This window comes from Ornithinimicrobium cerasi, assembly GCF_003702705.1.
In the GTDB taxonomy this organism is placed as follows: Bacteria; Actinomycetota; Actinomycetes; order Actinomycetales; family Dermatophilaceae; genus Ornithinicoccus; species Ornithinicoccus cerasi.
In genome coordinates this window covers 93,339-107,635 of record NZ_QZMN01000013.1, presented here as the reverse complement: position 1 = coordinate 107,635, position 14,297 = coordinate 93,339, and the positions used below count along the sequence as shown (strand labels likewise).

Here is a 14,297-nt window from a genome sequence, read left to right as displayed (position 1 = left end):
TCGCGTGCCGAGGCGCTCAGGTGAGCTCACCCCGACCGGTCGCGCGGAGGGTGGCCACGACGCCCTTGACGTCCTGGGCGTGCTCGCGCGTCGTCACGAGCACGACGTCCGGCGTGTCGACCACGACGAGGTCCGGCACGCCCAGCGTCACCACCGTCCGTCCCCCGGTAGCGACGACCAGGCCCGTCGCCCCCTGGTTGACGACCAGTCCCGGGTCGCCCAGGACGCGCAGCCCCGGGTGCAGGGGGGACTCGTCGAGGAGGTCGGCGAGCGAGGCGAAGTCACCGACGTCGTCCCAGCGGAACGGCGCGGGGACTACCGCGACCCGCCCGGCGGCGGCGGCCGGCTCGGCGACCGCGTGGTCGATGGCCACCGCGGGCAGCGACCCCCACAGGTCGGCGAGCCGGGAGGGATCCTCGGCGATCTGCCGCAGCACCGTGGTCATCTCCGGGTGCTGCTGCGCGAGCAGCTCCAGCAGCACCGAGGCGCGGACCACGAACATGCCGGCGTTCCACAGGTGGTCGCCCGAGGCGAGGTAGTCGCGGGCTCGCGCGACGTCCGGCTTCTCCACGAAGGCGTCGACGCGGTGCGCGTCCGGCGCCCCCGCGGTGCCCAGCGCCGCCCCGACGCGGATGTAGCCGAAACCGGTGGCGGGGGACGTGGGGGTGATGCCGAGGGTGACCAACCAGCCCTCCCGGGCCGCGCTCACCGCCTGGCGGACGCGGTCGGCGAAGACGTCGAGGTCACCGATGACGTGGTCCGCGGCGAACGAGGCGAGGACGGCGTCGGGGTCCCGCCTCTCCAGCACGGCGGCGGCCAGGCCGATCGCGGGCATCGAGTCGCGGGGGGAGGGCTCCACGAGGAGGTCGTCCGGGTCGAGGTCGGGCAGCTGCGCCCGGACCGCGTCCGCGTGCCGCTCGCCGGTCACCACCATGACGCGCGCGCCCACCAGCGGCCGCAGCCGGTCCGCGGTGTCCTGCAGCAGGGTGCGACCCCGGCCGGTGAGGTCGTGGAGGAACTTCGGCGACCCGGCCCGGGACAGCGGCCACAACCGGGTGCCCGCACCGCCCGCGGGGATCACGGCGGTGAGGTCGGGAGGTCCGTCGACCCCGCTGTCCAGGTCGGGCATGCTCCCCAGTCTAGGGAGCGCGTCCGGCTCGTAGGGTTGACCCATGACCTTCGCCGTCGGACCCGCAGCAGCCTCACCCGGCCCGGGGAGGCCGCGGCCCGCCCGCGCCGTGGCGGGCGCGGCATACACCCGGCTGGTGCGCCCGGCCCTGTGGCGCCTCGACGCCGAGACCGCCCACCACGCGACCGTGGTGGGCGCCGGACTGCTGGGCCGCTGGCCGCTCACCCGGGCGCTGACGACCCTGGGCGGGTATGCCGTGGGTCCGGCGGGAGGGCCCGGGGACCCGGTCGAGGTGCTGGGCCTGCGCTTCCCGCACCGGGTCGGGCTGGCCGCGGGCATGGACAAGGACGGACGGGGGGTGGCGACCTGGGGGGCGCTCGGGTTCGGCCACGTGGAGCTGGGCACGGTCACCGCCAGGCCGCAGCCCGGCAACCCGCGCCCGCGGCTGGTGCGCCTGCCGCGCAGCCGGGCGGTGATCAACCGGATGGGCTTCAACAACCAGGGCGTCCACGCGCTCGCCGCCCGCCTGCGCGAGGCGCGCGAGGCGGGCCTGGTCACCGTCCCGGTGGGGGTGAGCATCGGCAAGAGCAAGGTGACCCCGGTGGAGGAGGCCGTCGGCGACTACCTCGAGTCGGTCGCGGCGCTGCAGGGGCTGGCGGACTACCTGGCGGTCAACGTGTCCAGCCCCAACACGCCCGGGCTGCGCTCGCTCCAGGACGCCGCACCGCTGGCCGCGCTGCTCGGCGCCGTGGTGGGGGCGGCGGCGGGCACCCCGGTCCTCGTCAAGCTCTCGCCCGACCTGAGCGACGCCGCGCTGGACGACGCGCTCGAGGTGGCGGTCGGCGCCGGGGTCAGCGGCGTCATCGCCACCAACACCACGCTGGCCAGGGACGGGGTGCACGGCGGCGACCTCGCGGCGGCCGCCGGCCAGGGCGGTGGCCTCTCGGGCGCACCGCTGACCCTGCGGGCCAGGGAGGTGGTGGCGCACGTGGCGGCGCGGACCGCCCTGCCCGTCGTCGGCGTGGGCGGGGTGATGTCGGGCGCCGACGCTCGCGCCCTCCTCGACGCCGGAGCCAGCCTGGTCCAGCTGTGGACCGGCCTCGTCTACCGGGGGCCCGCCCTCGTGGGGGAGGCCGTCGAGGCCACCTCGGCCGCCCGGGGGACGCGACGGGCCCGGGGATAGTCTGGCCCCATGCCAGAGGCGACGACCGAGTCCGGACTGCCGATCAAGGCCGTCTACGGGCCGCAGGACCTGGAGGGCTTCGACCCGTCGGCGAGACTCGGCGAGCCGGGGTCCTACCCCTTCACCCGGGGCGTCTACCCGTCGATGTACACCGGCCGGCCGTGGACGATGCGGCAGTACGCCGGGTTCGGGACGGCGGCGGAGTCCAACGCGCGCTACAAGGAGCTGGTCGCCAACGGGACCGGCGGTCTGTCGGTGGCCTTCGACCTGCCGACCCAGATGGGTTACGACTCCGACCACCCGCTGGCGGCCGGCGAGGTCGGCAAGGTGGGCGTGGCGATCGACTCGCTGGACGACATGCTCGTGCTCTTCGACGGACTGCCCCTCGACGAGGTGTCCACCTCGATGACCATCAACGCCCCCGCCTCGACGCTGCTGCTGCTCTACCAGCTGGCCGCGGAGCACAACGGCATCGCGGCGGACCGGCTCACCGGGACCATCCAGAACGACGTGCTCAAGGAGTACATCGCCCGGGGCACCTACATCTACCCGCCCGCCGAGTCGCTGCGGCTGATCTCGGACATCTTCGCCTACTGCCACGCCGAGATCCCCCGGTGGAACACCATCTCGATCTCGGGTTACCACATGGCCGAGGCCGGGGCCACGCCGGTGCAGGAGGTCGCCTTCACCCTCGCCAACGCGAAGGCCTACGTACAGGCGGCGATCGAGGCCGGCCTGCGCGTGGACGACATCGCGCCGAGGCTGTCCTTCTTCTTCGTGGCGCGGACCACGCTGCTGGAGGAGGTGGCCAAGTTCCGCGCCGCCCGCCGCATCTGGGCGCGGATGATGAAGGAGGAGTTCGGGGCGCAGGACCCCCGGTCGATGATGCTGCGCTTCCACACCCAGACCGCGGGGGTGCAGCTGACGGCCCAGCAGCCCGAGCTCAACCTGGTGCGGGTGGCCGTGCAGGGCCTGGCCGCCGTGCTCGGCGGGACCCAGTCGCTGCACACCAACTCCTTCGACGAGGCGATCGCCCTGCCGACCGCCAAGGCGGCACGGCTGGCCCTGCGGACCCAGCAGGTGCTCGCCCACGAGACCGACGTCACCCGGACCGTGGACCCGTTCGCCGGCTCCTACGTGGTGGAGTCGATGACCGACGACATCGAGGGCGCGGTCGAGGCGCTGATGGCCGCCGTCGACGACCGCGGGGGAGCGGTGAGCGCGATCGAGCAGGGTTTCCAGAAGAGCGAGATCGAGCGGTCCGCGTATGACGTCGCCCTCCAGATCGACGCGGGGGAGCGCGTGATCGTGGGTCAGAACCGCTTCACCGTGGAGGCCGACGAGCACTACGAGCCGCTGCGCGTGGACCCGGCCATCGAGGCCGCCCAGGCGGAACGGCTGGAACGTCTTCGCGCCGACCGGGACGGGGACGCGGTGGAGCGTGCGCTGGGAACGCTGCGCGACGCCGCAGGAGGCACCGACAACCTGCTGTACCCCATGCTGGAGGCCCTCCGGGCCCGGGCCACGGGAGGCGAGGTGGCCGACGCCCTGCGCGACGTGTGGGGGCGCTACGTCCCCCGGGAGACCTTCTGAGCGCTGGCCGCGTGGCGGCCCCTGGCGGGGACCGCGGTCCTGCGGATGTACCCTGGATCAGCGGCGGCAAGCGTCGAGGTGCGTGCATCTCCTTCCCCCGGCCGACCCGCGGCACACCCTGATCATCCTCCCCACCTGCGCAGCGAAGTGACGTGACCACCGAGACGACCGGCCAGCTCCCGACCACGACGACCTCGGTCACCTCCCCCGCCTCTCCGCGGAGCCTGGTGGGGCGGGTGGCCGCCGAGGTGGACGCCCGTGCCGACGAGCTCGTCCGCCTGCGGCGGGAGGTGCACGCCCACCCCGAGCTGGCCTGGCACGAGCTGCGCACCACGTCGTTGCTGACCGAGGTGCTCACCGGCGCCGGTGTCGAGGTGCGCCCGCTGCCCGGTTCGGGGCTGATCGCTGACCTCGGGTCGCCCGAGCCCCGGGTCCGGGTCGCGCTGCGGGCCGACCTCGACGCGCTCCCCCTCGAGGAGTCCACCGGCCTGCCGTTCGCCTCCCGGAACCTCGGGGCCGCCCACGCCTGCGGGCACGACGTCCACACGGTCGGCCTGCTCGGAGCCGGTCTGGCCCTCAAGGCGCTCGAGCACGAGCTGGTGGCACAGGACGTCGCGGTGCGGCTGCTCTTCCAGCCCGCCGAGGAGACCATCCCCGGCGGTGCCCACGCGGTGATGGAGCAGGGCGGCATCGAGGGGGTCGACCGCGTCCTCGCGCTGCACTGCGACCCCTCGATCGACGTCGGCACGGTGGGGCTTCGGGTCGGCCCGATCACGGCGGCGTCGGACTCCGTGCACGTGACACTGACCGGCCGGGGCGGGCACACCTCGCGCCCCCACCTGACGCAGGACCTCACCTATGCTCTGGGGAAGGTGGTCACCGAGGTGCCCGCGGTGCTGTCCCGGCGTCTCGACCCCCGCGCGGGGACGACCCTCGTCTGGGGGATGGTCCGTTCCGGCTCGGCACCCAACGTCATCCCCACCCAGGCCGAGTGCATGGGCACGGTCCGGATGCTCGACGCGGAGGTCTGGGACACGGTCGGTCCGCTCGTCGAGGAGGTCGTCCAGGCCGTCGTCGCGCCCTACGGGGTGACGGCGATCGTGCGCCACGTCCGCGGCGTGCCGCCGGTGGACAACGACAACGCCGCCGTCGTCGCCATGTCGAGGGCCACGATGACCCTGATGGGTCCGAGCGCAGTCGTGCCGACGAAGCAGTCCATGGGCGGTGAGGACCTCGGCTGGTACCTCACCGACGTGCCGGGCGCGATGGGTCGGCTCGGCACCCGCACGCCCGGCGGACCGACCTACGAGCTGCACCAGAGCGACCTCGTGGTCGACGAGCGCGCGGTCATCATCGCCGCCAAGGTGCTGGCCGGCAGCGTCTTCACCTCCGTCGGGCCGGACGGGCTGGCCTGAGCCGCCCCGCAGAGGGGTCTCGCCCCTGATGCAAGGTGGGCCCGGTGGGCCCCGTGGGGCGGGCGTGACGAGAGTTTGCTCGTGGGACACCTCCAGGTCACGAATCAGTCACCTTTGTGTGACCGCCCCGGCGCGGCGCCGGGGATGCCTGGTGGGGGGGATAGCATGCCGATGCACAACCACCTGCTCACAAAGGAGTACCCCGTGCGTCGGGTAATGAAGCTCGCGGCCCTCGGTGCGGCCGCCACCCTCGCCCTCTCCGCCTGCGGCGAGGCCCCTGAAGACGACAGCCCCGGCGGCACGTCCGCCGTCGAGACCACCGACGACGCGGCAGGGGAGACCGACGACGGTGCAGCCACCAGCGACGGTGGCGAGTCGTCCGCCCCGGCCGACGCGGCCGACTTCAAGGCCTGCATGGTCTCCGACGCCGGCGGCTTCGACGACCAGTCCTTCAACCAGTCGGGCAAGGAGGGCATGGACGCGGCCGCCGAGGAGCTCGGCATCGAGACCGTCGAGGTCGAGTCCCAGGCCGACACCGACTACGCCAACAACGTCAACGGGCTGGTCGCCCAGGACTGCGACCTGGTCATCGGCGTCGGCTTCCTCCTCGAGGACGCCATCCAGGCCGGTGCCGAGGCGAACCCCGAGACCAACTTCGCGCTCATCGACTCCAGCTTCTCCGACGAGTCCTTCGCCCCCGTCGAGCTCGACAACGCCAAGCCGCTGCTGTTCAACACCGCGGAGGCGAGCTTCCTCGCCGGCTACCTGGCTGCCGGGATGTCCGAGACCGGCACGGTGGCCACCTTCGGTGGCATCCAGATCCCGTCGGTCGCGATCTTCATGGACGGCTTCGCCGACGGTGTCGCCAAGTACAACGAGGACAACGGCACCGACGTGCAGCTCCTCGGCTGGGACAAGGAGGGCCAGACCGGTTCCTTCTCCGGCGACTTCGACAACCAGAGCCAGGGCCAGACCCTGACCGAGCAGTTCATCGCCCAGGGCGCGGACATCATCATGCCGGTCGCCGGCCCGGTCGGGCTCGGCGCGGCCGCCGCGGCCGAGTCCGCGGACGGGGTCAGGATCATCTGGGTCGACTCCGACGGCTTCCTCACCGCCTCCGACTACTCCTCCCTGATGCTGACCTCGGTCATGAAGGGCATCGGCGCGGCCGTCGAGACCACGATCACCGAGAGCGTCGAGGGCGGCTTCACCAACGAGCCGTACGTGGGCACCCTGGAGAACGACGGTGTCGGCCTGGCCCCGTTCCACGACTTCGAGGACGAGGTCCCCCAGGAGCTCAAGGACCAGCTGGCCGCCTACGAGGAGCAGATCATCTCCGGCGAGCTCGTCATCGAGACGCCGAACGCTCCCTGATCCGACCTCGTCGTCCGCCGGTGAGCCGAGCGGGGCGACGACCGTGCCAGCGGCCCGACCCTGCGGGGTCGGGCCGCTACGCTGTCCCCCCAGGCGGGTCCACGCCCGCCGACCCACCCGGCCGCGTCCACCCCCGTGAGGTGCGTATGAAGCAGGATCCGCGATGAAGCTCGAGCTGCAGGGCATCACCAAGGTCTTCGGTCCCCTGGTCGCCAACGACCACATCGACCTCGTCGTCGAGCCGGGGGAGATCCACGCCCTGCTGGGGGAGAACGGCGCGGGCAAGAGCACCCTGATGAACGTCCTCTACGGCCTCTACGACCCGGACGACGGGCAGATCCTGCTCGACGACCGCCCCGTGCGCTTCAAGGGTCCCGGTGACGCGGTCGCGGCCGGCATCGGCATGGTGCACCAGCACTTCATGCTGGTCCCTGTCTTCACCGTCGCGGAGTCGGTCGCGCTGGGCTACGAGCCGACCGGCCCCGCCGGCGTCCTCAAGCTGGACGAGGCACGCGCACGGGTGAAGCAGATCTCCGACCGCTTCGGCTTCGACGTCGACCCCGACGCGCTCATCGAGGACCTGCCGGTGGGCGTCCAGCAGCGGGTGGAGATCATCAAGGCCCTCAGCCGCGACGCGAAGGTCCTCATCCTCGACGAGCCCACCGCGGTGCTCACCCCCCAGGAGACCGACGAGCTCATCGGGATCATGGGCGAGCTCAAGGAGGCGGGCACCTCCATCGTCTTCATCACCCACAAGCTGCGCGAGGTGCGGGCCGTCGCGGACCGGATCACGGTGATCCGCCGGGGCAAGGTCGTGGGGGAGGCCAGACCCACCTCCACCGAGACCGAGCTGGCCTCGCTCATGGTGGGCCGCTCGGTCAACCTGTCGGTCCAGAAGTCCGCGGCCACCCCCGGCGAGGCGGCCTTCCGCGTGGAGGGGCTGAGCGTCGTCTCGCCCACCGGTGCGGTGCTCGTCGACGACATCTCCTTCGACGTCCACGGCGGGGAGATCATGTGCATCGCGGGCGTCCAGGGCAACGGGCAGACCGAGCTCGCCGAGGTGGTGCTCGGTCTGGAGGAGGCGGACGCCGGCCGGCTCACCCTCGACGGGCAGGACCTGCGCGGCCGATCGGTCAAGCAGCGGCTGCGCGCCGGCATCGGCTTCGTCCCCGAGGACCGGTCCACCGACGGCGTCGTGGCCAGCTTCTCGATCGCGGAGAACCTCGTGCTGGACCTCTACGACACCGAGCCGTTCGCCAAGGGCATCTCGATGAGCCCGGCCCGTGTCGTCGCCAACGCCGAGCAGCGCGCCGAGGAGTTCGACGTGCGCTACACCTCAGTGCAGGACCCCATCTCCACGCTCTCCGGCGGCAACGCCCAGAAGGTGGTGCTCGCCCGCGAGATGTCCCGGCCGCTGCGCCTCCTCGTGGCCTCCCAGCCGACGCGGGGTCTGGACGTGGGGTCGATCGAGTTCGTGCACAAGCGGATGGTGGCCGAGCGCGACAACGGCACCCCGGTGCTCATCGTCTCGACCGAGCTGGACGAGGTGCTCAACCTGGCGGACCGGATCGCGGTCATGTACCGGGGCCGCATCGTCGGCATCGTCGACGTGGCGGAGGAGAACGGCACGGCAGGTGGGGTGAACCGCGACATGCTCGGGCTGATGATGGCAGGTGTCCCGATGGACGAGGCCCGCACCCAGGCGGCCGAGCACCACTCGATCCTGGGCCAGGCCTACATGGAGGAGGACGCGCAGTGACCGACCACTCGCACCAGAGCGAGGGCAGCGACGCCGGCAACGAGCAGGCGGTCGCGGCCGCGCCGCCGGCCGAGGTCGCTGCGGAGGAGACGGCGCCCGGCGGGCACGGCCCGACACACCGTGAGGACGAGCGGCCCTCGGTCATCCACCAGATCCTCGCCGGGGGCGCGCTCATGTCGGTCCTCGCCGTCGTGCTCGCCCTGCTCATCGGCGGGCTCCTCATCGCCTTCGCCGACGAGGACACCCGCGCCGCGTCCGGCTACTTCTTCTCCCGCCCGAGTGACATGCTCTCGGCCGGCTGGACGGCCATGCGCGACGCCTACGTGGCGATGTTCCGAGGCTCCGTCCTCGACTGGAACGCCCCGACGTTCGCCGGCATGATCAAGCCGTTCACCGAGTCGATGGTCTTCTCGGTGCCGCTCATCCTCGCGGGCCTGGGCATCGCCGTCGGCTTCCGGGCCGGTCTGTTCAACATCGGCGCCCAGGGGCAGATCATCGTCGGCGCGATCGTCGCGGCGTGGCTGGGGTTCGCCTTCGACATGCCCCCCGTCATCCACCTGCTCGTCGCGGTCCTGGGCGGCGCGATCGGGGGCGCCGTCTACGCGGGTGTGGCCGGCGTGCTGAAGGCCAGGTTCGGTGCCAACGAGGTGATCGTCACGATCATGCTCAACTACATCGCCGTCTACCTCATCGGCTACATCCTCAAGACGCCGCAGTTCAACCCCGGTCGCACCGGCCAGCGCAGCCCGGCCGTCTCGGCCGAGGCGACGTTCCCGCACCTGGTGCCGGACTGGCTGCTCCCCAACGACTTCCGTCTGCACTGGGGCTTCGTCATGGCGGTCCTGGCGACCGTCTTCGTGTGGTGGCTGCTCGAGCGGTCGACGATCGGCTTCGAGATCCGCGCGGTCGGCGCCAACCCCGCCGCCGCCCGCACCGCCGGCATGTCGGTGGGGCGCATCACCATCATCACCATGCTGGTCGCGGGCGCCCTCGCCGGGCTGGCCGCCTCCGGCCAGGTGCTCGGCACCGAGCGCTCGCTGACGGTGGGGGTCGCGGCCTCGTTCGGCTTCGACGCGATCACCGTGGCCCTGCTGGGACGTTCCAGGCCGTGGGGCACCTTCTTCGCCGGCCTGCTCTTCGGCGCCCTCAAGGCGGGTGGCTTCCTCATGCAGTCGCTGACCCAGACGCCGATCGACATCGTCCTCGTGGTCCAGTCGCTCATCGTCCTGCTCATCGCCGCACCGCCGCTGGTGCGCGCCGTGTTCCGGCTGCCGTCCCCGACGGGGCGGCCCCGGCGTCCCCGCCCCGCCCGCACCACCACCGAGGAGGTCACGGCGTGAGCACCGCGACGACGCCGTCCAGCACCGCGACGGCTCCCGGCACCCGTCCCAGGGTCGGCCTGAAGACCCCGGTCGTCTACGCGACGGCCGCGCTCCTGACGGTGCTGCTCTTCCTGCGCCCGACGCCGGCGGACGTCTCGACCACCTTCCAGTTCGGCACCGCCGCCGAGTGGTTCGCCATCCCCAACGCGTCGGTCCCCGCCCTCCTGACCATCTCCCTGCTCACCGTCGTGATGGCGGCGGCCGCGGTGTGGGCCTTCCTCCTGGTGCGCCAGCGGCGCCGCCCCCCGGTGTGGCTGCACGTCGTCGTGGGGGTCGCCGTCGTCCTGGCCTTCCTCACCTACGCCGGCGCCGGGAAGACGTCCGTCATCCCCATGGTCTCGCTGCTCGCCGGGGCACTCGCCCTCTCGGTGCCGCTGGTCTTCGGCGCCCTCTCCGGCGTCATCTGCGAGCGGTCCGGCATCATCAACATCGCGATCGAGGGCCAGCTGCTCTTCGGGGCCTTCGCCGCGGCCGTCGCGGCCTCGGCCGCGGGCAGCGGCTACGTCGGCCTCGTCGCGGCACCCCTGGCCGGGGCTCTCGTCGGCGCGGCGCTGGCCTGGTTCGCCGTCAGCTTCCGGGTCAACCAGATCATCGTCGGCGTGGTCCTCAACACCCTCATCATCGGGCTCACCGGATTCCTCTTCGCCACCGTCCTGTCGGACAACCGGGCGCTGTGGAACACCCGCATGCCCCTGCCGCGCATCCGCATCCCGGTCCTGGCCGAGATCCCGGTCCTCGGCCCGGTGCTGTTCAACCAGACGGTGCTGATCTACCTCATGTACGTCATCGTCGTCGTCCTGCAGATCATGCTCTTCCGCAGCCGCTGGGGCCTGCGCACCCGCGCCGTGGGTGAGCACCCCAAGGCGGCCGACACCGTCGGCATCAAGGTGAACACCCGTCGCGTGTGGAACACCATCCTGGGCGGGGCGGTCGCCGGCCTGGGCGGGGCCTTCTTCACCGTCGGCTCCGGACTGGCGTTCGGCCGCGAGATGTCGGCCGGCAACGGCTTCATCGCGCTCGCCGCGATGATCCTGGGCAAGTGGAACCCCTGGGGCGCGGTGCTCGCCGCCCTGCTCTTCGGGTTCTCCAAGAACCTGGGCAACGTGCTCTCGACCATCGGCAGCGGCGTCCCGTCCGAGCTGCTGCTGATGCTGCCCTACATCATCACGATCTTCGCGGTGGCCGGGTTCGTCGGTCGGGTCCGCCCGCCGGCCGCCGAGGGCATCCCCTACACCAAGAGCTGAGAGGTATGCCGTGAGCCAGCTTCCCGAGGACGCCTCCGCCGCGCAGGTCGACTGGGAGGGCCTGCACGAGGCCGCTGTCGAGGTCATGCGGCGGGCCTACGTGCCCTACTCGCACTACCCGGTGGGCGTGGCCGGCCTGACCGACGACGGCCGGGTGGTCCGCGGCTGCAACGTGGAGAACGCCGCCTACGGCGTGGCGCTGTGCGCCGAGTGCGGGATGGTGTCCGACCTCGTCGCCGGCGGCGGAGGACTGCTGGTCGCGGTGTGGTGCGTCGATGCCCGCGGCTCCACGATCATGCCCTGCGGCCGGTGCCGGCAGCTGCTCTGGGAGCATGGCGGCGCGGAGTGCCTGCTGCAGACCCCGCAGGGGGTGCTGCGGATGGACGCCGTCCTGCCCCAGGCGTTCGGGCCCGAGGACCTCGCCGCGGTCGCGGAGGCTCCGCGCACCCCCTGACCCACGGGTCCGAAGCGACCCGCTGGTCACCGGGGAACAGGGCGTCAGGCCCCGTCGGTGTCGCTGTCGGTGTGGCTGTCGCCGTCCCCGAGCAGGCAGCGCCGCGGCATACCCGCCTCCAGTGCGAGGCGCGCCGCCTCGGGCGAGCGGGCGACGTAGAGCGCCCGCCCGCCGATCTGCTCGACCCGCTGCTGCAACGTCCTCACGGTGCCCGCGTCCACGACGACCCGACCCTGCTCGGGCGGCAGGAAGGTCTCCTCGCCGAACGTGCCGCCGGTGTCCTTGCGCGCGACCGAGGAGACCGACAGGGGCTTCTGGCCGACGGCATCGGCCAGCACCCGCAGGATGCTCGGGTCTGCGGGCTCGCCCCCGTCGACCGGCCTCGACAGCCGCAGCTCCTCACCCTCCCCCTCGACCTTCTGCAGCACCAGCTTGCCCCGCCGGTCGCGCGTCATCACCGTGTACGCGACCGCGGGGGAGCCGTTGACCACAGCCTCGGCGGCGACCACCAGCACCGAGGCGCCCACGCCGACGGACAGCGTCGAGGCGCAGCTGAGCGTGGCCTCCATCCGCGGTGTGGACACCGCGGCCACCACCCGGTCGTTGCGCAGGGCGATGATGGTGGGGAACATCGGCTGTACCGCGTCCGTCCCACCCCTGGTGCGCGAGCGGCGCAGCAGGTCGGTCACAGGAGGGACGACGAGAGCCATGACGTCAGCGATGAGCACGCGGCACAGGATGTCACACCCGAACTGGTGCTCCCGGTGAACGCCCGGCGCCTCCCCCCGTGGGCGTGGATCCTCGGCATCTTCGTGGTGCTCCGGCTGACGTCGGAGGTGGGGGTCAACCTCGTGCCCCTGCTGGTGCTGGGCTTCGTGGCGTACCTGGTCGTGGGCAACCGTCGGCCGCAGCGGCGGCGCCCGCCGGTCGGCCCCCGCCCAGGCCAAGGGGCAACCGGGCCGGCCGTCCGCCCACCCGCCCAGGACGTGCCGATGCCGCGGATCGACGTCCCGCAGTGGCCGGGCGCGGTCCCCGGAGGGCCCGTGGGCCGTGAGCCCGTCGACCCGTGGGCGGCCCCGGGTGGCCGCCCCCCGAGGCCGGGGACCGGGGTGGCCGGGACGACCGCGGGTATGTCGTCCCTCGGCTCGGACCCGGTCGTCTCCCTCGCGCAGCTGCAGGTCGCCCAGGCCGGGCGCGACCTCGAGCAGGCCGTGGCGGCACGGGACGAGCAGCAGGTGGAGCAGGCGTTGCGCCGGCTCGCCGCGACCGTCGCCCAGGCGCACGACTCGCTCACGGCGGCCGGCTCCGTCGCCGCGGGGCCGGTGCGCGCCTCGCTCGACGGCCTGCGCGGCGCGGCGCAGGAGGCGCTGCGGCAGGGACCGGGGCCGCGTCGCCGCGAGCTCGTCGACCGGATCACCTCGACCTGCCGGGCGATAGGACAGACTGGGCGCCATGAGTGAGTCCTTCGACGCCGTCGACATCATCCGGACCAAGCGGGACAAGGGGGAGCTGTCCTCGGAGCAGATCTCCTGGGTCGTGGACGCCTACACCCGCGAGGTCGTGGCCGACGAGCAGATGTCGGCCCTGGCGATGGCCATCCTGCTCAACGGCATGTCCCGGCGGGAGATCGGGGACTGGACCGCGGCGATGATCGCCTCGGGCGAGCGGATGGACTTCTCCACCCTCTCGCGCCCGACCGCGGACAAGCACTCCACGGGCGGGGTGGGCGACAAGATCACGCTCCCCCTGGCACCGCTCGTCGCGGCCTGCGGGGTGGCGGTGCCGCAGCTGTCCGGCAGGGGCCTGGGCCACACGGGGGGCACCCTGGACAAGCTCGAGGCGGTCCCCGGGTGGCGCGCGGCGCTGTCCAACGAGGAGATCATCAGCCAGCTCGAGGACGTCGGGGCCGTCATCTGCGCGGCCGGATCGGGCCTGGCCCCGGCCGACAAGCGGCTCTACTCGCTGCGTGACGTGACCGGCACCGTCGAGGCGATCCCCCTCATCGCCTCCTCGATCATGAGCAAGAAGATCGCCGAGGGCACCGGTGTCCTCGTGCTCGACGTGAAGGTCGGGTCCGGAGCCTTCATGAAGACCGAGTCCGACGCCCGGGAGCTGGCCCGCACCATGGTCGAGCTCGGCACCGACGCCGGCGTGCACACCGTCGCCCTGCTCACCGACATGTCCACCCCCCTGGGGCTGACGGCCGGCAACGGTCTGGAGGTCCGCGAGAGCGTCGAGGTGCTCGCCGGCGGGGGTCCGGCCGACGTCGTCGAGCTGACCCTGGCGCTGGCGCGGGAGATGCTCGAGGGGGCCGGCGTCACCGGGGTCGACCCGGCCGACGCGCTCGCCGACGGCCGCGCCATGGACGTCTGGCGCCGGATGATCGCGGCGCAGGGCGGCGACCCGGACGCCCCGATGCCGACAGCCCGGGAGACCCACGACGTCACCGCGGGGACCGACGGCGTGCTGACGAGGCTGGACGCCCTCGCCGTGGGGGTCGCGGCCTGGCGCCTGGGGGCCGGCCGCGCACGCAAGGAGGACCCGGTGCAGGCAGCCGCCGGCGTCGAGCTGCACGCCCGACCGGGTGACCGCGTCCGCGCCGGTCAGCCCCTGCTCACCCTCCACACGGACACCCCGGAGCGCTTCGAGCGGGCGGTCGAGGCCCTCGCCGACGCCTGGAGCATCGGCGAGGAGCCGGTCGACGCACCGCGCATCGTCATTGACCGCATCGCCTGACGCCCGCCCGGGCCGGCCCGCCCGGGCC

General features: G+C 72.8%; 12 protein-coding genes. 10 read left to right on the top strand and 2 right to left on the bottom strand.

Translation table 11 applies throughout. From position 1 onward, the window contains the following. Positions 1 to 16: 16 nt before the first annotated feature. The gene (locus tag D4B81_RS14820) at positions 17 to 1,129 is read right to left on the bottom strand and encodes a mannose-1-phosphate guanylyltransferase (protein ID WP_122263459.1); all 1,113 of its coding nucleotides are present in this window, start codon (positions 1,127 to 1,129) and stop codon (positions 17 to 19) included. A gap of 43 nt (positions 1,130 to 1,172) precedes the next feature. Between D4B81_RS14820 and D4B81_RS14815 the strand changes: the two genes are divergently transcribed. The 8 genes from D4B81_RS14815 to D4B81_RS14780 all read left to right on the top strand — a co-directional run bounded on the left by D4B81_RS14815 (position 1,173) and on the right by D4B81_RS14780 (position 11,533). Next, positions 1,173 to 2,312, top strand: a complete 1,140-nt coding sequence (locus tag D4B81_RS14815; protein WP_122263458.1) for a quinone-dependent dihydroorotate dehydrogenase — start codon at positions 1,173 to 1,175, stop codon at positions 2,310 to 2,312. Between the two features lie 9 nt (positions 2,313 to 2,321). Further along, positions 2,322 to 3,905 (top strand): acyl-CoA mutase large subunit family protein, encoded by a 1,584-nt coding sequence (locus tag D4B81_RS14810; protein ID WP_122263457.1) that lies wholly within the window; start codon positions 2,322 to 2,324, stop codon positions 3,903 to 3,905. A 152-nt stretch (positions 3,906 to 4,057) separates the two neighbouring features. Further along, the gene (locus D4B81_RS14805) at positions 4,058 to 5,320 is read left to right on the top strand and encodes an amidohydrolase (RefSeq protein WP_419866249.1); all 1,263 of its coding nucleotides are present in this window, start codon (positions 4,058 to 4,060) and stop codon (positions 5,318 to 5,320) included. A gap of 165 nt (positions 5,321 to 5,485) precedes the next feature. Beyond that, positions 5,486 to 6,694: a BMP family lipoprotein gene (locus D4B81_RS14800; RefSeq protein WP_337189880.1), complete on the top strand. Its 1,209-nt coding sequence runs from the start codon at positions 5,486 to 5,488 to the stop codon at positions 6,692 to 6,694. 163 nt (positions 6,695 to 6,857) lie between these two features. Further along, positions 6,858 to 8,453 carry an ABC transporter ATP-binding protein gene (locus D4B81_RS14795; protein WP_122263456.1) on the top strand — a complete coding sequence of 532 codons (1,596 nt, stop codon included), beginning with the start codon at positions 6,858 to 6,860 and terminating at the stop codon, positions 8,451 to 8,453. After that, positions 8,450 to 9,793 (top strand): ABC transporter permease, encoded by a 1,344-nt coding sequence (locus D4B81_RS14790; protein WP_122263455.1) that lies wholly within the window; start codon positions 8,450 to 8,452, stop codon positions 9,791 to 9,793. The genes D4B81_RS14795 and D4B81_RS14790 overlap by 4 nt, the downstream gene beginning before the upstream one ends. Continuing rightward, a complete protein-coding gene (locus tag D4B81_RS14785; RefSeq protein ID WP_122263454.1) occupies positions 9,790 to 11,079 on the top strand; it encodes an ABC transporter permease in 1,290 nt (429 codons plus the stop codon). Before D4B81_RS14790 ends, D4B81_RS14785 begins: the two co-directional genes overlap by 4 nt. A gap of 10 nt (positions 11,080 to 11,089) precedes the next feature. Next, positions 11,090 to 11,533, top strand: coding sequence for a cytidine deaminase (locus D4B81_RS14780; protein ID WP_272914075.1), 444 nt, complete (start codon positions 11,090 to 11,092; stop codon positions 11,531 to 11,533). 44 nt (positions 11,534 to 11,577) lie between these two features. Here the strand turns inward: D4B81_RS14780 and D4B81_RS14775 are convergent, their stop codons facing one another. Further along, a complete protein-coding gene (locus tag D4B81_RS14775) occupies positions 11,578 to 12,261 on the bottom strand; it encodes a hypothetical protein (protein ID WP_122263453.1) in 684 nt (227 codons plus the stop codon). Between the two features lie 27 nt (positions 12,262 to 12,288). Here D4B81_RS14775 and D4B81_RS14770 point away from each other — a divergent pair, with 27 nt between their 5' ends. Beyond that, on the top strand, positions 12,289 to 12,993 hold the full coding sequence (locus D4B81_RS14770) for a hypothetical protein (protein WP_122263452.1): 705 nt from the start codon (positions 12,289 to 12,291) through the stop codon (positions 12,991 to 12,993). Next, positions 12,986 to 14,269 (top strand): thymidine phosphorylase, encoded by a 1,284-nt coding sequence (locus D4B81_RS14765; protein ID WP_122263451.1) that lies wholly within the window; start codon positions 12,986 to 12,988, stop codon positions 14,267 to 14,269. The genes D4B81_RS14770 and D4B81_RS14765 overlap by 8 nt, the downstream gene beginning before the upstream one ends. Positions 14,270 to 14,297 lie beyond the last annotated feature (28 nt).

Excerpts from the sequence above, each read along its gene's own strand:
- D4B81_RS14820 (WP_122263459.1), bottom strand. The coding sequence starts at position 1,129 with ATGCCCGACCTGGACAGCGGGGTCGACGGACCTCCCGACCTCACCGCC.
- D4B81_RS14815 (WP_122263458.1), top strand. The coding sequence starts at position 1,173 with ATGACCTTCGCCGTCGGACCCGCAGCAGCCTCACCCGGCCCGGGGAGG.
- D4B81_RS14810 (WP_122263457.1), top strand. The coding sequence starts at position 2,322 with ATGCCAGAGGCGACGACCGAGTCCGGACTGCCGATCAAGGCCGTCTAC.
- D4B81_RS14800 (WP_337189880.1), top strand. The coding sequence starts at position 5,486 with ATGCCGATGCACAACCACCTGCTCACAAAGGAGTACCCCGTGCGTCGG.
- D4B81_RS14795 (WP_122263456.1), top strand. The coding sequence starts at position 6,858 with ATGAAGCTCGAGCTGCAGGGCATCACCAAGGTCTTCGGTCCCCTGGTC.
- D4B81_RS14765 (WP_122263451.1), top strand. The coding sequence starts at position 12,986 with ATGAGTGAGTCCTTCGACGCCGTCGACATCATCCGGACCAAGCGGGAC.